This window comes from Shewanella sp. UCD-KL12 (assembly GCF_001957125.1).
Taxonomy (GTDB): domain Bacteria; phylum Pseudomonadota; class Gammaproteobacteria; order Enterobacterales; family Shewanellaceae; genus Shewanella.
The window spans coordinates 264,907-282,969 of record NZ_MPHJ01000001.1; the positions used below are offsets into that span (position 1 = coordinate 264,907).

The following is an 18,063-nucleotide window of genomic DNA, read 5'->3' on the forward strand; positions in this document are numbered from 1 at the left end:
TGTTATCAAGAATCACAGCCGTTTATCTCAGTATTTTGTTTAAAGGCAGGAGTTAATAAAGTATGGCAGCATATTTTTCCCTCATTTTGGTAATAGTAACCTTGTGTAGTGGCCTCATCTGGATGGCTGATGCGTGGTTATTAGCACCTAAGCGCCGAGAAAAGCTTGCGATGGCGCAGGCTGTAGACGCAGAAATTAGTGAGGAAAGTGCCGAGAAGATCACCAGAGAGCCAGCAATTGTAGAAACATCTCGCTCAATCTTTCCTGTGATCGCATTCGTACTTATTTTACGTTCATTTATCTATGAGCCATTTCAGATCCCATCAGGTTCAATGATGCCAACCTTGCTGGTTGGTGACTTTATCTTGGTGGAAAAATTTACCTATGGCTTGAAAGATCCTGTTTGGCGTAGTCAACTGGTGAATAACGGTAAGCCGGAGCGCGGTGATGTTGCTGTGTTTAAGTATCCTGTTGATCCACGTATTGACTATATTAAACGTGTCGTTGGTCTACCTGGCGACAGAGTGGTTTATCGCAATAAGCAACTCTACATCCAAGCCGCATGTGCAGAAGGTGTAGAGCAGTGCCCTGAGCTAACTGAGGTTGCTCGAGTTGGTGTGAACCAAGGTGAGTTTTCACAAAATGGTGTTCCCCTATCTCGTCACACTGAGACACTTGGCGAGGTGAGTCACGATATCTTGATCAACCCACAGCGTCCTGATCCACTTGGATACTATTACCGAGAAGGTAAGCTGCCTGTTGGTGAGTTTATCATTCCTGAAGGCCAGTACTTCATGATGGGTGATAATCGCGATAATAGTACTGATAGCCGTTTCTGGGGCTTTGTACCTGAAGAGAATTTAGTAGGTAAAGCCGTTGCTATTTGGATCAGTTTTGAATTTGATCGTACACCAGCTGATTTCCTACCTACCTGGATCCCAACTGGGGTTCGTTTTGAGCGTGTTGGCGGAATAACTTAAGATGGAACCGATTAAAAACTTTCCTCGTCTTTGTCGAACTTTAGGCTATGACTTTAAAGATCAAGGATTGCTAGAGCATGCACTGACTCATAGAAGTGCTGCGAGTAAACATAATGAAAGACTTGAATTCTTAGGTGATTCAATTCTCTCTATTATTATATCAGATGCGCTTTTCCATCAATTTCCTAAAGCGACAGAGGGCGATCTTAGCCGAATGCGAGCCACACTCGTATGTGGCAAGATGTTGGCTGAGATAGGCTTTGAATTTAAGTTAGGTGATTACCTCAAGCTTGGTCCTGGAGAGCTTAAAAGTGGCGGCTTTAGACGAGAGTCGATTATTGCCGATGCTGTAGAAGCTATAATTGGTGCAGTCTATTTAGACTCTGAGCTTGAAACAGCCCGTGAATTGGTACTTAAGTGGTACGCAACTCGCTTAGCGGTCATAGAACCTGTCAATCAGAAAGACCCTAAAACGCTATTGCAGGAGTTACTGCAAGGGTTTAAAAAGCCATTACCCGTTTATAAAGTGACAGATATACGTGGTGAAGCCCATGCACAGACCTTTACCGTCGAGTGCTATGTAGATGAACTGAATAAACCTGTTGTAGGGGTTGCTAGTTCACGTAGGAAAGCTGAGCAGATTGCTGCTGCACAGGTGTTGGAGTTATTAAAGCGATGAGTAAGAAAAAAGCCCCTGAGCAGAGTAATGAGCCGAATTTAGATGATCTGCTCGCACAGATGAATAATCCGTCATCAGCTGCTACTTATGATGTGACCTATTGTGGCATGGTGGCCATTGTTGGACGCCCTAATGTTGGTAAGTCGACATTGCTGAATAACTTGCTTGGACAGAAGATCAGTATTACCTCTAAAAAGCCACAGACAACACGTCATCGTATTATGGGCATTCATACTGACGCTGAGCGCCAGGTGGTGTTTATTGATACCCCAGGCTTACATATGGAAGAGAAGCGTGCCATCAACCGTTTGATGAATCGTGCGGCTGCGAGTTCATTAGCTGAAGTCAGCTTGGTTATTTTTGTCGTAGATGGCATGACCTGGACTGAAGATGACGATATGGTGCTGCGTAAACTGCAGAGCCGTGATGATGGTCGTAAAACCGTGCTTGCGGTGAATAAGGTCGATAACATTAAAGATAAAGAGGAGTTATTCCCCTATCTTGATAAGTTGTCCAAGAAGTTTCCTTTCGATGAGATTCTACCAATTTCAGCCACTAAAGGGACGAACGTTCAGCGTATATTAGATATGTCCGTTGAATCAGTACCTGAATGTCCGCATTTCTTCCCTGAAGATTATGTGACTGACAGATCGCAAAAGTTTATGGCGTCAGAGATCGTACGTGAAAAGCTAATGCGCTTTTTAGGTGACGAATTACCTTATGACTGCACGGTTGAGATCGAGCAGTTCAAGATGATGGAGAATGGCGTTTATCAGATAAATGCCTTAGTGCTTGTTGAGCGCGAGACCCAAAAGCGTATGGTTATAGGCAATAAGGGTGAACGTATCAAGAAGATTAGCTCTGCGGCTCGTGTCGATATGGAGGTCTTGTTTGATAACAAGGTATTCCTAGAGATGTGGGTTAAGGTCAAATCTGGTTGGGCCGACGATGAACGTGCGCTGCGCAGCTTAGGCTATGGCGAAGAGTAAGTATCTGACTAAGGCTCATCAGCATTTCGCTACTGAGCCTAACTTTGTTCAAATAAGCATTAACATGCTACACCTACTAAGTCTGAAGTGCTTCAGACTGCCCTTGAGATATATTTAATGGAGCGCGGCTATGTGCTCCATACTCGCCCCTTTAAAGACTCTAGTGTACTGGTGAATGTGTTAGTCGATGGCCGCGGACGCGTCGACTGTGTTGCCCGTCTAGGGAGTGGTAAGAGTTCAATTAAGAGTATTTTACAACCTTTCCAGCCGCTTATTTTCCAGCTCTCTGGCCGTTCAAGTTTAAAGACCTTATCTATGGTTGAAGCGGCGAGCCCCGCAGTTCCATTGTCAGGTGAAGTAAGCTTTGCCGGCTTTTATCTTAATGAGTTAATGGTTCGCTGTATTACGGTGGATCACGGCGCCGAAGCCCTGTTTTATACCTATCACAAAACCTTAATGGCCATGGCGGCGGGATTTTGTGAAAGTCAGCTTAGGTACTTTGAACTGGCACTGCTTAAAGAGTTAGGTTTAATGCCAACTTTAACGGTAGACCTTAGTCAGGAGGCTATCGAACCTGATTACTACTACCGTCTCTTGCCTGATGAAGGCTTTATTAATGCCCTTGGCCCTAAGCTGTCTCACTACAGTGGGGAGATGCTGTTAGCATTAAATGAAAATAGGCTTGAGCTGCACCATCTCAAACAGGCAAAGTATTTGATGCGCCTTATGCTTGCTCCCTGTTTAGGTGATAAACCGCTTAAGTCTAGAGCCCTGTTTAAGTATAAAACGAGCAACCCAATGCCTAAGTAGTTATCGCGCATCGATTGCTGTTTTTGATAGCTGCTCATTTCGTATGGCGGAAGCAGTAAAGGATTAATACCAATCAGCATAAGAAAGTGATCTACTCAGAGTATTTTTTGGCAACTAATTCAAGGCGAATAGCTGATGGAATGGTTATTCCCTTGTGAAGCTATTCAACGAGGAAGTAGGCAGCCAAAAACACTCCTGAAAGGCGAGTTTTAGCGCTTCATATGCTGTGTTAACGAGCTAGCACGTAGAATAACTATGCGCTTCACTCGTTGCCTTGCCTCTGAATCGCTAAACTCTCGCTGAGCGATCACATCTTTATGCTGATTGGTATAAAACCCTTGTGAAATCTATGCATAAAATGCTATTTGTTCATACTATCTGCTTTTGTATCTGTTTTGCTGTTTCACCTTTTCATACAACCTGAGTACAATACCAAAATCCGTTTGATGGCTTATAAAAAGAGGCCGCAAATTCACCCTATATTTAGAGGATCTTCCATGAGCCGTATCTTACTTGGCGTTAATATCGATCACATTGCAACTCTTCGTCAGGCCCGTGGGACCTCATACCCAGATCCTGTCCATGCAGCAGCAGTTGCAGAACATGCAGGCGCGGAAGGCATTACCGTACACCTGCGTGAAGATAGACGTCACATTGTAGATAGAGACATCTATCTGTTGGCCAAAACCCTCAAGACTCGCATGAATTTTGAGATGGCCGTTACCGATGAAATGCTCGATATTGCCTGTGAAGTTAAACCGACTTATGTCTGCCTAGTCCCTGAGAAGCGTGAAGAGCTAACAACTGAAGGTGGCTTAGATGTCGCAGGGCAGATGGGTAAGATTGAGGCTGCTATTCGCCGTTTAAGCGATGTTGGCGTTAAAGTATCGTTATTTATCGATGCTGATAAAACTCAAATTGATGCCGCTGTGGCAGTCGGTGCACCTCTCATTGAAATTCACACAGGCTGTTATGCCGATGCTGAAAATGAAGTTGAAGAAGCTAAAGAACTTGCCCGTATCAAAGAGATGGCCACTTATGCTCACTCTAAAGGTTTAGTGGTTAATGCAGGTCACGGACTTCACTATCACAACGTTAAGCCTATCGCTGCTATCCCAGAGCTTTATGAGCTAAACATAGGTCATGCCATTATTGCCCGTGCAGCCATCGATGGTCTAGCGACTGCGGTTAAAGATATGAAGCAGCTAATGAACGAAGGCCGTAGAGGCGAATAGTCTTTACTGATAATGAGTTATAAGTTACGAGTGGTAAGCTGTAAGCTACGAGCTACAAGTGTTGCTTGGTGTTCGCGACTCGTAGCTCGCAACTTTCTTAGCTTTAACTTAAGACTTTCTTGGCTCTGTCTTGAGCTTAAGACTTACAACTTCTTAGCTTCAAGGATATTTATGATTGTTGGTCTAGGGACTGATATTGCTGAGATTGCGCGAATTGAGCAAAAGGTTCCCGCTGCAGGTGATACAGATGCTTTGGCTAAGTGCCGTTTAGCCAAGCGGGTATTAACTGAGTCTGAGATGGCCCTTTTTATCGCCTCATCAATGCCTGGACGATACCTCGCTAAACGTTTCGCTGCTAAAGAGGCAGCTGCAAAAGCGCTAGGTACAGGCATTGGGCGCGGCGTCTCGTTTCAGCATATTGAGATAAGCAATAATGATAATGGCGCGCCGTTAGTCAGCTTTAGCGGCGGCGCAGCTGAAAGGCTAGCGCTGCTAGGCGGCGTACGCGGACATATCTCGATTGCCGATGAGAAGCACTATGCAACTGCAACAGTCATCCTTGAGTCATAAAGAGTTGAGTCTTAAGGATAAGACTTGTTATCCCTTTAAGTTGGTACTTGGAAGTTAGTTAAAGGTCACACCTTCATTGCAATCTATCGCTTGCTCAGCGGGATATGTGCAGCTACTTCTGCGAGTCGCCACAAGCACTTCCTTGTGGGCTCTGCCAAAACGTCCCTGTTTTGGAAGCTCGCAGCCGTATCTACACTCGGTTATTCACAAGAGGCTTTCCTCTTCGATTTAATTTTAAAAGATAAATCGTTCAGTTTTAACCAATTTAGATTCAGCTACGATCACTTTGTTTTCAATATGTCCGCGATTGTTTTAAGAGTTGTGCTTCTCAATGTGGCTCCAAATCTTTTCACATAGATTTTTTAATTGAGGGGAGAGCTCCCAGTTTTCTTCTGCCATAACATTAATAGCGGTATGGCAGAATTTGACTTTGTCTTTGATTGTTCCAGATTTTTCGCTATAGAACCTTCGTTCTAGCACAGGAGGCTTATTAACATATAACTCTAAAATTTTACCAATTCCTTCGTTATCTTTTTCGAATCGGTCCCGTGCAATATTGGTAAAGCGATTGGAACACTCTGTGCGTTGAGTAAATGTTTCCCAGCGACGTTTTGCAGTCTCCATTAAAATATCGTAAGGGATGTAGTTCTCGATCTCTTTCCAGGTTAGGAGATAAAAGCCTTCCCCAAGAGCCTGCTGTAACTTTTCAACTCTATCCCCTTTATCGTCAATGTCTGCATCGGCAATAAGGAGAATGTTCTTGTTTAATCTTTTGGCTGGGGTTTGGGTATCAGAACCCTCACTATCAAATGCCCAGTGAGTTATGTTGCTACCTTGGTATTCGGTAAATACGTAATGTAGATTCTCGTGATAGCTAGTGAGTCTCTCCGCTCTATCCTGGTCACCACTTTCTTCCAACTCTTCAATGTACTTTTTTAGATATGCACGCAAATAAAGCTTATCGGTAACACCTTCAACCCATATTGAACAGTTTGCTAATAAAACTGAAGAAGCTCGAACTCCTAAACTATTCAGTAAGTCCTCATACTCTTTTGTTGCCTGTACGGCCGTTTTTTGTTCTTTTTGACTTACGTGTTGTATAGATATATCGTCTCGTTCTTGGGCAATATCGAGAATGTTATTGGAGTGAGTTGTGAGAAAGAACATATGATCATCATGCAAAGATAACGTTTCTATTAAAGTTCTTTGAAGTCCGGCATGTAAAAAATGTTCAGGTTCTTCAATGAAGAACATAGTTGGCTTTTCAGCCATAAACACTGGGAATGTCAAAATAATAATGGATTGAATTCCATCGCCGAGGTCATAAATCGGCCGCTCTGGTTTGTCCCCCTCTTTAAAGTAAACCACATCTTTTTCAACCATGGGGACTAATGAGATCTCTTGCCCAGAGAAAAAACGAGTTGATAAGTACTTTTCGTATTTCTGAACTTTCTGGCGTTGCTCATGAGTGCCAAGTAGATGCTTAACTAGGTCTTGGTATAGAGAGTGGCCAGTAAATATAACTCCGAGCTTATTAGTTTGTTTAAAATAGTCTAAAACTGTCCTTTCTTTGAGTAGGTCAACATTGTTATCAGTTTGATGAGGCAAGTTACGCAGACCTCTGAGAGTAGGGATATAACAGGTTAACCAACGAGTCTTTTTAAATTGGTTGGGGATTTCAAGTACATCCTGCATAGGTTTATTTGGCTCGGACAAAATCCAACTAGTAAGCAGGTTGATATGGGAGTCTTGAGACCTACTGCCTTTTGATTTGGAGTATAAATATCCTCCTAAAGCATGTAATCCTATAGGTGGCTTATTCTCTATAGCATTATTAATAGCACCTGTAAGTTTACTCGTATCGACTGTATTGGCCTGTTGTCTTATCGTGCGAAGACCTGTGGGAGAGTTGATTTTTTCATTAGCTCGAACCAATATGTCAACCGTGGGTTGCGAATATGTGTCAATAATCCATTGATCGATATTACTGGTAAATATTTCACGGATTTTTCGGCTTTTACCTGAGTTATTCGGTCCAATAAAACAGTTTATTTGTTTTAAATTTGTAAGCTCCCAATGATCAGGATAAATCCGGCCATCAAAAAAAGCGATTTTGTCGATATCGTTAGTTAGTTTTCTCATCACTGAATTTTTAACCTTCGGGGAGCTTTCAAAAAAGGTAATGATACCATAGTGCTAACTAGAAATTTTCTTGGAAGCAGTTACATTGAATTTCCTTGAAAACTCAAATCGAGGAGATAAACACTCTAGTGTGAACGCGGCTGTGACCTTCGGCATCAGGGATGATGTCGCAGAGCGTATAGGGACATATTCACAGCGTGTCGCAGAAGTGTTTACACATTAGCTTGCTGCAGGCAATAGGTTGCATTTAGGCTATGGTCGTTAGCAAGATAACCAAATTGTAATAATGCTAAATTAAGTCTACTAAGAAAGAATTGAAACTTGTGAATCGACAAGTAATCCCACTTTTGTCCAAAAGTGAATTTCTGAGCTTGCACTCAAATCGAAGAGATAAACACTCTAGAGTGAACTCGGCTGTGACCGTGACATTCGTAAATCCATTTACAGCACCTGCTGCAAGCAATAGATAACAATGAAGCTATGCATTTCAGGTAACAACCAAATACCAACAGAGCCCAATGAGCCCGTTCAAGAAAGATATTTGAAACTTGTTATCCAACAAGTCACAAATTGACTCTATTAAAAAAGAGAAAAATCCTTTAGGTTAATACTGTGTTAAATCAAACAAACGTTTGTTTTGTCTCTGTCTGTCAGTTAAACCTGGCTAAGCTAGACAAGCAGTGAAACGTTTTATCACTACAATTAAACAAGCGTACCCTGGAGAAGAGCAGATGAAATCCGCCGTAGAGCAGTTATCTCGTTATAAAAGTGTCCACCTGAATCCGAAAAATATTAAGACGCACTTTGTAGGCATACCTCTGATCATCTGGTCACTCTTTGTGTTGCTAAACTTAATCCCTATTAACTTTGTTGCGTTGCCGGAGCAGGGGATTTTCGTCAATGTCGCTGATGTGTTCACTATCGGCGTGCTTCTCTACTATATGAAACTACATTTTCGTTTGGCTGTTGGCATGGTGCTGTTTATTGTACCTGTGCTTTATACGTCAGATATGGTTGCGCAGCATGAGTTTGGACTTTGGATAGCCATTGCTGTGTTTATTATTGCTTGGATTCTTCAGCTTCTTGGTCATAAGTATGAGAAGGCGAAGCCTGCATTTATTGACGACCTTAATCAGTTACTTATCGGGCCATTTTTTCTGATGGCAGAGCTTTACTTTATGTTTGGCTGGGAGAAAGCATTAGAGAAAGAGATCACGCCGTTAGCGATTACTAAGCGTCGTGAGTTAGAAGCGGCAAGAAAGGCTGCAGTTTGATAATTTAGGTTTAGGATGTAACTCCTCTAAAAAGAAAGGCGCTGATAGCGCCTTTTTTATTAGTCGTCATTTCTAATACCAATCAGCATAAAGATGTGATCGCTCAGCGAGAGGTTAGCACTTCAGAGGCAAGGTCATAAATTGCTCCTGCATTAATGACATTCAGAACATCCATGTTCTTTGCAACGAGTGAAGCGCATAGTCATTCTACGTTTTAGCTCGTTAACAAAGCATATGACGTGCTAAAACTCGCCTTTCAGGAGTGTTTTTTACTGCCTACTTCTTCGTTGAATAGCTTCACAAGGGAATAACCATTCCATCAGCTATTCGCCTTGAATTAGTTGTCAAAAAACACTCTGAGTAGATCACTTTCTTATGCTGATTGGTATAAGCTGCTAATCGTGGCTCTTCTTTTTTGGCTTCTTGTAGTGTTGCGGCATAATGCGTAAGGTTTTAATCTTATTTTCTGCTACATCAACCACTTCGATAGGGTAGCCTGCGATACGCATACTGGTATTGGGAGTGGGGATCTCCTCTAAATATTCGACAACGAGACCGTTAAGTGTTTTAGGGCCGTCGATAGGGAAATCCCATGACATCTCTTTATTGAGCTCACGAATATTTATCGTGGCTTCAATCAAAAAGCTACCGTCCTGTTGTTGATTGATCTCTTCACTCGGGGCTGGCTCTGGTGAGGTAGTAAAGTCACCAACTATCTCTTCGAGGATATCCTCTAAGGTGACTAAACCTTGTATATCACCATACTCATCGACAACAAGACCTATGCGTTCTTTATTTTGCTGGAAATTACTGAGCTGAACATTAAGCGGTGTACCCTCAGGAATAAAGTAAAGCTCTTTGACAGCACGAAGCAGTGATGACTTACTGAATTGGTTTTTTGACTGCAATCGAAGGGCATCACGCAGATGCACGAATCCGACAGCATCATCTATATTGTCTCTGTAAAGCAGTACACGAGTGTGTGGACTCTGAATGACCTGTTTGGTGATACTTTTAAATTCATCATTGATATTGATAGCAAATAGGTCGGAGCGGGGGATCATAATATCTTCGACTGTGACCTTTTCCAGATCCATTATCGATAACAGCATCTCCTGGTGACGTGTAGGGATCAATGCGCCAGCCTCATGCACAACGGTGCGAAGCTCCTCTTGGCTCAACGCGTCAGAGGGTTTAATAGAGCGTATCCCCAGCAGGCGCAGGAAGCCTGATGTAATAAAGTTGACGGCTTTTACAAGTGGGTTAAGCACTAGTAGTAACCACTTAAGCACAAAGCTGGAAGGAAATGCGACTCGCTCTGGGTGTAGAGCTGCGATAGTTTTAGGTGTGACTTCAGCGAATACCAATACTACGAGAGTTAATATTATAGGGGCGATGGCTAAACCAAAGTCACCATAGAGCCTAATGCCGATAACGGCTGCAATTGTTGATGCCAGAATATTAACTAAGTTATTACCGATAAGAATGAGGCCAATTAACCTGTCGGGACGCTCCAACATCTTAATTGAGCGCTTTGCTCCCTTGTGTCCTTTAGACGCGAGGTGCTTTAAGCGGTATCTGTTGAGAGACATCATCGCGGTTTCAGAGCCTGAGAAGTAGGCTGAAATGATCAGTAATACAATAAGAACAAGTAGAAGTACGCTGGTTGATATGGCGTCCAAAAAGGGGCTCCATTAGGGTTATAAACGTGATTTGTTCAATGCTTTAATTAAATAATAAACTGGCTGAATACCTGTTTATTAAGCACGTTTTAATAACTATTTGGGTTAAAGGTTAGTAATTACAGTGAATTGATAAGGGTGTCAAGTTTAGACCTTAGATAACAAACAGCCAATGTAGGAAAACCTGCATTGGCTGTTTGTAATTTATGACTAAGGTTCGAGCCTAAAGTACCGTGACTTAAGCTAAATACTTAAACTAAAGCTGATTAAGTTAATATCAACTCTTTGACAATTCTTGCGCCAAAGTAGGCCAGCGATAGCATAGTTGCACCAGTTAAGGTGTAGAGTACTGCTGTCCGTATTTTACATCCCACTAAATACTGCTGAGCTAGCATAGTGATATAGGTGAACCACGCCAGTATTGAAAGTACTGCTTTATGGCCTTTACCCTCTTCAAACATATCATCGAGGAAGATGAAGCCTGTTGCGAGCGACAAGCTCAACAAGATCACGCCGACAATCACTAGATGATATAGCTGCTTTTCAACAGTCATCAATGGAGGCATTGCTGGGCTCATCATCAACTTTTTACTCTTTAAACGATTTTGAATAATGGCAAGTTGAATCGCATAGAGCGCAGCAATCATCAAGGCACTGTAGGCCATAAGTGAGAGCACGACATGAACTAAGATGTCTGGATGAATTTCAAAATGGGTGATGTACTCAGGCGGTACTAACCAGAGAAGGGCGACGGAGATAACCGAGCAGGCATAGACCACAGGCACGACGACAATCATCTTGAGTCTAAATAGCATCACAGTAAAGGTGAAGGCGATTATCCAGTTAACCATAGATATCACATTGGTTAGACTGAAGTTTTGCCCGTCACCTGTCATGATTGCTTGAGACAGTGCTGCGGCATGTAGCACTACACCGATAGCTGCAAATCCCGCCACAAGACGACGATTAGGGCCTTCGGCATGGAAAAGGCGTCCGGCTACTAGGGCTAGCGCTATGCTGTAAAAGAACATGGCTGAAGCGGAGAATATAACCATTGAGTATTAACCTATCGTTTATTTGCTACGGGAATACTTAACTCATCAGTTCATCGATAACATAATGAGAAGCGAGCAAAGCCTATCTGAAAAACGGACTCCTAGAGTAACACGAGCAGTAGTGTATTGTGCAGTAGACAGACGTACAAAAATTAGTGGTTTCTGAGCGTTAGACCTAAGTTTTACACTTTATTTAAAAAATAATGCGCCTGTAGTGCCTATATATCTTGTTCCATGCAGTAGCATATTATCTAAGCCTCGCTATAATACTGCCCAATAAATGAAATTCTATATGGTAAGAACGCGATAATGTTTGAGAACCTAACGGACAGATTGTCACGATCGCTGAAAAATATCAGTGGTCGTGGTCGCTTAACAGAAGAGAATGTTAAGGAAACCCTACGAGAAGTGCGTATGGCACTACTTGAGGCGGATGTTGCTTTGCCTGTTGTACGATCTTTCGTCAACAGCGTTAAGGAGCGTGCCGTAGGGCAGGAGGTTTCTAAAAGCCTAAGTCCAGGTCAAGCATTTATCAAGATAGTTCAAAGTGAACTTGAAAATGCCATGGGCGAAGCTAATGAAGGCCTAGACCTTTCAGCTCAGCCGCCTGCTGTGATCATGATGGCGGGTTTGCAAGGTGCGGGTAAAACTACCAGTGTTGCTAAGCTCTCAAAGTTTCTGCGTGAACGGGAAAAGAAATCCGTCTTAGTAGTTAGTGCCGATGTTTATCGCCCAGCGGCGATTAAACAGCTTGAAACCTTAGCGACAGAAGTTGAGGTTGAGTTCTTCCCATCTGATGTTAGTCAAAAGCCAATAGATATCGTTAACGCGGCGATGGCTCACGCTAAGCTTAAGTTCATTGATGTTGTTATTGTCGATACTGCAGGTCGCCTGCATGTTGATGAAAGTATGATGGACGAGATTAAAGCGCTACACGCTGCAGTCAATCCGGTAGAAACCCTATTCGTTGTTGACGCAATGACTGGTCAAGATGCAGCTAATACTGCTAAAGCATTCAATGAAGCGCTGCCTTTGACTGGTGTGGTATTGACTAAGGTTGATGGTGACGCTCGAGGTGGTGCTGCACTTTCTATTAGACATATCACAGGTAAGCCAATTAAATTCTTAGGTGTCGGCGAAAAGACCGATGCATTAGAAGCATTCCACCCTGATCGTGTCGCATCTCGTATATTAGGTATGGGAGATGTACTTTCACTGATTGAAGAGGTTGAGCGCGGCGTCGATAAAGACAAGGCGATGAAGCTAGCTTCGAAAGTGAAGAAGGGCGGTAGCTTTGACTTAGAAGATTTCCGTGAGCAGCTTAGCCAGATGAAAAACATGGGCGGCATGATGGGGATGATTGAAAAGCTCCCTGGTGTTGGCCAACTTCCCCCTGAAGCACTTGCCCAAGTACAAAATGGCAAGATGACTAATCAGATGGAAGCTATTATTAATTCGATGACACCCGGTGAGCGTAAGCGCCCTGATATCATTAAAGGCTCGCGTAAGCGCCGTATTGCTGCAGGTTCTGGTACACAGATCCAAGATGTAAATCGTCTTTTAAAGCAGTTTACCCAGATGCAGAAGATGATGAAGAAGATGTCGGGTAAAGGCGGCATGAAGAAGATGATGAGAGGCATGAGCGGTATGTTACCGCCAGGTATGAAGATGCCAGGCCGCTAAGCTGATGAGATAATCTCTGCCAGTTTAATCAATTTAATAGCCCACAGATGCTAATATTGTTGTCTGTGGGCTTTTTATTTACCCAATCTAGTAAGCTGTCGCTCAGACTCAATTGAGTAGAGTTTACTCAGAATTGGTATAATTTGTTGCATTCGTCGGCGAGTAAGGTAAAATCGTCCGGCTTTCTATCTGGGACTCTTCGCGAACACGGGGTTCCAGTTTTTATTTTTGCTTCAATAAGAAGCAAATCATTAGAGGATAAAAGACGCATGGTTACCATTCGTTTAGCTCGTGGCGGCGCAAAAAAGCGTCCATTTTACAACATCGTAGTTGCTGATAGCCGTAATGCTCGTGACGGTCGTTTCATCGAACGTGTTGGTTTCTTCAACCCAATGGCTCGTGGCCAGGAAGAAACTCTACGTTTAGACCTAGATCGCGTTGAGCACTGGGTTGCTACTGGTGCTGCTACATCTGATCGTGTAGCAAAGCTGATCAAAGACGCTCGTAAAGCTGCTGCTTAATAGCGTTAAGGTATAGATTGATGAGTAGTAAACAAGAACCTGTCGTACTGGGCAAATTAGGTTCCAGTCATGGCATTAAGGGTTGGTTGAAGATCACTACCTATACCGATTCTGTTGAAGGTATTTTTGACTATTCTCCTTGGTTGATTAAAGAGCAAGGTGAATGGCGCGAGGTTAAGGTGCTCCAGTGGCGTTTTCAGGGTAAAGCGGTTGTCGCTTGTCTTGAAGGTGTAGAAACACGGGAACACGCGCAAATGCTTACAAATTGTGAGATTGCGGTTACTCCAGAGCAGATGGAAACATTGCCAGAAGACGAGTTCTACTGGCGAGATCTTATCGGTTGTGAAGTGATAAATACCAAAGGCTATAACATGGGTAAGGTGCAGGAGATCGTGGAAACAGGATCAAATGACGTCTTGTTTGTGAAAGCTAATGCAAAAGATGGCTTCGGCAAAGCGGAACGTATGATCCCCTTTGTCACCGAGCAGTTCATCATTGAGGTGAACCTAACGGAAAAACAGATCACAGTGGATTGGGATCCGGACTTTTAAGTCGAGGTAGAACATATGCGGTTAGGGGTAGTAACCCTGTTTCCTGAGATGTTTCGCGCCGTAACAGACTTTGGAGTAACGGGTCGGGCCGTTAAAAATGGCCTGCTTGAGTTGCAAACGTGGAATCCTCGTGATTTCACCCATGATAAACATAAGACAGTGGATGACCGACCTTATGGCGGTGGCCCTGGCATGTTGATGATGGTGCAACCTTTACGCGAAGCTATTCAAGCAGCGAAAGCTGCAAGTGGCGACAGTGCGAAGGTGATTTATCTTTCTCCTCAAGGGCGCAAGCTGACACAGCAAGGCGTCGAAGAGTTAGCTAAATCAGACAGTTTGGTTTTAGTGTGTGGACGGTACGAAGGTATCGATGAGCGCATTATTCAAACTGAAGTGGATGAAGAGTGGTCAATTGGAGATTACGTGCTTTCGGGCGGTGAACTTCCTGCGATGACTTTGATTGATTCAGTATCACGGCTGGTTCCTGGTGTACTAGGAAAAAAAGCCTCGGCAGAGCAGGATTCCTTCTCTGACGGTTTACTGGATTGCCCCCACTATACTCGTCCTGAGACCTTGGATGGTTTAGATGTACCGGCAGTGTTGTTAAGTGGCAACCACGAACATATTAGACGCTGGCGTCTACAGCAAAGTCTCGGTAGAACTTTGTTAAGACGGCCAGATTTATTAGAAAATCTAGCTCTGACTGACGAACAAACGAAGCTATTAAATGAGTTTGTTGAACAAACAAACCAAAGCGGATAGTTACGGACAGTTATATCTAGTAATGGAGTTTATTCATGAATAACATCATCAAAATGCTCAACGAAGAGCAGATGAAGCAAGATGTACCAGAGTTTGGTGCAGGTGATACAGTAGTAGTTAAAGTACGTGTTGTAGAAGGCGGTAAAGAGCGTCTACAGGCGTTTGAAGGCGTTGTAATCGCTAAGCGTAACCGCGGCGTTCACTCTGCATTCACAGTACGTAAGATCTCTAATGGTGAAGGTGTTGAGCGTGCGTTCCAAACTCACAGCCCAATCATCTCTAGCATCGAAGTTAAGCGTCGCGGCCGTGTTCGTCGTGCTAAGCTTTACTATCTACGTGAGCGTTCAGGTAAGTCTGCACGTATCCGTGAGAAGCTTTCTACTAAGTAATTTAGTAGTACGCAGTAAGAAAAAGATGCAGTGTTCGCACAATAACCCGCCTAATGGCGGGTTTTTGTGATCTAGGGGGGAAGAAAAGTTTCGAGTTCAAGACAGAGCTAAGAAAGTTCGGGTTCCTAGAAAAGTCAAAAAACATAATTGAGTTGTAATATCGCTGGCTTCCTGGCGCCTAGAACCTAGTAACTCACACCTTATCTAGTGGATTTTGCTTTAGTTCGTCGATCTTACTTGATCTTATTTTGTATGGCAGGCATAGTTAGCTCATGAGCGTAATGGTGTAGCAGTACGGCGTTACGAATTGAACAAGTTCTTAATGACTTCATTGATATATAACGGATAGGTTTTAGGTGGTAAGTATGCAGCAAGATACAATTAACAACGTTCATATTAGTTCTGAAAAAGTATTAGTGACTCCACAGGAGTTAAAGCGTGAACTGCCACTGTCTAAAGATGCCTATCATTATGTTTTAAATGCACGTAAAACCGTTGCTGATATTGTTCACAAACGCGATAACCGCGTGTTAATCGTCACTGGACCATGCTCGATTCATGACATCAAGTCCGCTAAAGAGTACGCACTGAAGCTAAAGACATTACATGATGAGCTAAGCGATGAATTTTACATCTTGATGCGGGTTTACTTTGAAAAGCCAAGAACAACAGTTGGCTGGAAGGGGATGATTAACGATCCAGATATGGATGAGTCATTCGACGTTGAAAAAGGCTTGCGCCAAGCGCGTGAATTGATGATTTTCTTAGCTGAACTTGGTTTGCCTGTGGCAACTGAAGCATTAGACCCTATTAGCCCTCAATACCTATCAGAGTTAGTAACATGGTCTGCAATTGGTGCGCGTACTACTGAGTCACAGACGCACAGAGAGATGGCGTCAGGACTGTCTATGCCAGTAGGCTTTAAAAATGGTACAGATGGAAAACTGGGTGTAGCAATCAATGCGTTAGAGTCAGCTGCTAGCAGCCACCGCTTTATGGGGATCAATCAGCAGGGGCAGGTGGCACTATTACAAACAGCGGGTAATCCAGATGGGCATGTTATTTTGCGTGGTGGTAAGACACCCAATTACGATGCGGTCAGCGTCGCAGAGTGTGAAAATCAATTGCATGGCGCAAAGCTCAATGCGCGATTAGTGGTTGATTGTAGTCACGGAAATTCGTCGAAAGATCATCGCAAACAACCCGCAGTGTGTGAAGATGTATTTAATCAAATTATTGAAGGTAATCAATCAATAATCGGTGTTATGCTTGAGAGTCACCTCAAAGAGGGAAATCAGAGCAGTAACAAGCCAATGGCTGAGCTTGAGTATGGTGTTTCAGTCACTGATGCGTGTATTAACTGGCAAGATACTGAGCAGCTATTGCGTGATGGTGCTGCAAACTTGTCACCTGTACTTGCTACTCGTTTTGATACACTTAAAGTGGTAAACGGCTAATAATTGCTAAAACTCGTGATGAGCTAGAGAGCCGCAGAGATAGAGAGGCGGTGTGGCTAAGCTCACAGGTAATGAAGTAACCCAATTTTGCTTTCTTGATGGATAGATGATTAATGAATGAGAAGACTACGGCGGATCTAGAAAACTTAAGAGGCTTGATCGATAGCGTCGATCAGCAATTGATCCACCTTTTGAGAAAGCGGTTAGATCTGGTCGCCCAAGTTGGTGCGGTGAAGCATGGGGCTGGTTTACCGATCTATGCACCACAGCGAGAGGCTTCAATGCTTGCTAAGCGCCGCTCAGAAGCAGAAAGCATGAATGTATCACCTCAGTTGATTGAAGATATATTACGTCGCTTAATGCGAGAGTCGTACCTTAATGAGAAAGATGTCGGCTTTAAGCAGGTCAATACCGAGCTGGGTCATGTCGTTATCGTTGGTGGTGAGGGTAAGCTAGGTGGGCTGTTTTCTCAGATGCTAACGCTGTCTGGTTATCAAGTGAAGGTGTTAGACAAGGATGACTGGGCTCGTGCAGAAGAGATTTTTGATGGTGCAGGCTTGGTTATAGTGACGGTACCGATATCAATTACCTGTGAATTGATAAAGGGCAAATTATCGAGTCTATCTTCAGATTGTATTTTGGCCGATCTCACGTCGATTAAGAGTGAGCCAGTAAAGGCGATGCTAGAAGCACATAAGGGACCAGTGGTGGGCCTTCACCCAATGTTTGGTCCAGATGTAGGCAGTTTAGCTAAGCAAGTAGTGGTTGTCTGTCACGGTCGAGAGAGTGATAAGTACCAATGGCTGCTTGAGCAGATCCAGATCTGGGGAGCGAGAATAGTAGAAGCTGAGGCACAGAGACACGATAAAGCGATGCAGCTTGTACAAGCAATGCGTCACTTCTCTTCATTTGTTTATGGTTTGAACCTTTATAAAGAGGAGGCTGATATTGAGTCTCTGCTGCAGTTCAGCTCACCTATCTATCGATTAGAGCTTGCTATGGTTGGACGCTTGTTTGCGCAAAGTCCCGATCTTTATGCCGATATTATTTTTGCTCAGAAAGAGAGCATGCATGCAATCGGCGATTACCTTGATAACTACTCTCAGGCGCTAGCCCTGCTCCAGGCGGGTGACCGTGATGCGTTTGTAAATCAGTTTAAAGAAGTTGCGCAGTGGTTTGGAGATTTTGCCCCTCAGTTCCAGCGTGAGAGCCGGGCTATGTTACAGTCAGTTAATGATATGAAGACTGACTAACAGCTTAAGGACACGTCTTATAGCAATATTT

At 43.4% G+C, this 18,063-nt stretch carries 17 protein-coding genes; 14 read left to right on the forward strand and 3 right to left on the reverse strand.

From position 1 onward, the window contains the following. Positions 1-62 precede the first annotated feature (62 nt). The 6 genes from lepB (at position 63) to acpS (ending at position 5,263) form a co-directional block, all read left to right on the forward strand. Positions 63-980, forward strand: a complete 918-nt coding sequence (gene lepB / locus BM736_RS01205) for a signal peptidase I (RefSeq protein ID WP_076407716.1) — start codon at positions 63-65, stop codon at positions 978-980. Between the two features lies 1 nt (position 981). Continuing rightward, complete coding sequence (rnc, locus tag BM736_RS01210; RefSeq protein ID WP_076407718.1) at positions 982-1,659, forward strand: ribonuclease III; 678 nt, start codon at positions 982-984, stop codon at positions 1,657-1,659. Next, the gene (gene era / locus BM736_RS01215) at positions 1,656-2,648 is read left to right on the forward strand and encodes a GTPase Era (protein ID WP_076407719.1); all 993 of its coding nucleotides are present in this window, start codon (positions 1,656-1,658) and stop codon (positions 2,646-2,648) included. The genes rnc and era overlap by 4 nt, the downstream gene beginning before the upstream one ends. 117 nt (positions 2,649-2,765) lie before the next feature. Continuing rightward, the gene (gene recO, locus BM736_RS01220; RefSeq protein WP_076407721.1) at positions 2,766-3,458 is read left to right on the forward strand and encodes a DNA repair protein RecO; all 693 of its coding nucleotides are present in this window, start codon (positions 2,766-2,768) and stop codon (positions 3,456-3,458) included. Between the two features lie 497 nt (positions 3,459-3,955). After that, complete coding sequence (gene pdxJ / locus BM736_RS01230; RefSeq protein WP_076407723.1) at positions 3,956-4,693, forward strand: pyridoxine 5'-phosphate synthase; 738 nt, start codon at positions 3,956-3,958, stop codon at positions 4,691-4,693. Between the two features lie 171 nt (positions 4,694-4,864). Further along, entirely contained in the window at positions 4,865-5,263 is a 399-nt protein-coding gene (gene acpS / locus BM736_RS01235) for a holo-ACP synthase (protein ID WP_076407725.1), read from the forward strand. A gap of 312 nt (positions 5,264-5,575) precedes the next feature. Here the strand turns inward: acpS and BM736_RS01240 are convergent, their stop codons facing one another. Continuing rightward, the gene (locus BM736_RS01240) at positions 5,576-7,405 is read right to left on the reverse strand and encodes an ATP-binding protein (protein WP_076407727.1); all 1,830 of its coding nucleotides are present in this window, start codon (positions 7,403-7,405) and stop codon (positions 5,576-5,578) included. Positions 7,406-8,136: 731 nt separating this feature from the next. Here BM736_RS01240 and BM736_RS01245 point away from each other — a divergent pair. Next, positions 8,137-8,679 (forward strand): DUF962 domain-containing protein, encoded by a 543-nt coding sequence (locus BM736_RS01245; RefSeq protein WP_076407729.1) that lies wholly within the window; start codon positions 8,137-8,139, stop codon positions 8,677-8,679. A gap of 395 nt (positions 8,680-9,074) precedes the next feature. Here BM736_RS01245 and BM736_RS01250 read toward each other — a convergent pair whose 3' ends face one another. Together BM736_RS01250 and BM736_RS01255 are read right to left on the reverse strand one after the other, a co-directional pair. Beyond that, the gene (locus BM736_RS01250) at positions 9,075-10,361 is read right to left on the reverse strand and encodes an HlyC/CorC family transporter (protein ID WP_076407731.1); all 1,287 of its coding nucleotides are present in this window, start codon (positions 10,359-10,361) and stop codon (positions 9,075-9,077) included. A 266-nt stretch (positions 10,362-10,627) separates the two neighbouring features. Beyond that, positions 10,628-11,416, reverse strand: a complete 789-nt coding sequence (locus BM736_RS01255) for an inner membrane protein YpjD (RefSeq protein ID WP_076407733.1) — start codon at positions 11,414-11,416, stop codon at positions 10,628-10,630. 309 nt (positions 11,417-11,725) lie between these two features. Between BM736_RS01255 and ffh the strand changes: the two genes are divergently transcribed. The 7 genes from ffh (at position 11,726) to tyrA (ending at position 18,032) form a co-directional block, all read left to right on the forward strand. Then, the gene (gene ffh / locus BM736_RS01260; RefSeq protein ID WP_076407735.1) at positions 11,726-13,099 is read left to right on the forward strand and encodes a signal recognition particle protein; all 1,374 of its coding nucleotides are present in this window, start codon (positions 11,726-11,728) and stop codon (positions 13,097-13,099) included. A 269-nt stretch (positions 13,100-13,368) separates the two neighbouring features. Beyond that, on the forward strand, positions 13,369-13,620 hold the full coding sequence (gene rpsP / locus BM736_RS01265) for a 30S ribosomal protein S16 (protein WP_076407737.1): 252 nt from the start codon (positions 13,369-13,371) through the stop codon (positions 13,618-13,620). 20 nt (positions 13,621-13,640) lie between these two features. Beyond that, positions 13,641-14,171: a ribosome maturation factor RimM gene (gene rimM / locus BM736_RS01270; protein WP_076407739.1), complete on the forward strand. Its 531-nt coding sequence runs from the start codon at positions 13,641-13,643 to the stop codon at positions 14,169-14,171. A gap of 15 nt (positions 14,172-14,186) precedes the next feature. Beyond that, positions 14,187-14,933 (forward strand): tRNA (guanosine(37)-N1)-methyltransferase TrmD, encoded by a 747-nt coding sequence (gene trmD / locus BM736_RS01275; protein ID WP_076407742.1) that lies wholly within the window; start codon positions 14,187-14,189, stop codon positions 14,931-14,933. A gap of 35 nt (positions 14,934-14,968) precedes the next feature. Beyond that, positions 14,969-15,322 (forward strand): 50S ribosomal protein L19, encoded by a 354-nt coding sequence (rplS, locus tag BM736_RS01280; RefSeq protein ID WP_076407746.1) that lies wholly within the window; start codon positions 14,969-14,971, stop codon positions 15,320-15,322. Between the two features lie 365 nt (positions 15,323-15,687). After that, positions 15,688-16,779, forward strand: a complete 1,092-nt coding sequence (locus BM736_RS01285) for a 3-deoxy-7-phosphoheptulonate synthase (RefSeq protein WP_076407750.1) — start codon at positions 15,688-15,690, stop codon at positions 16,777-16,779. 113 nt (positions 16,780-16,892) lie between these two features. Next, the gene (tyrA, locus tag BM736_RS01290; RefSeq protein WP_076407752.1) at positions 16,893-18,032 is read left to right on the forward strand and encodes a bifunctional chorismate mutase/prephenate dehydrogenase; all 1,140 of its coding nucleotides are present in this window, start codon (positions 16,893-16,895) and stop codon (positions 18,030-18,032) included. Positions 18,033-18,063 lie beyond the last annotated feature (31 nt).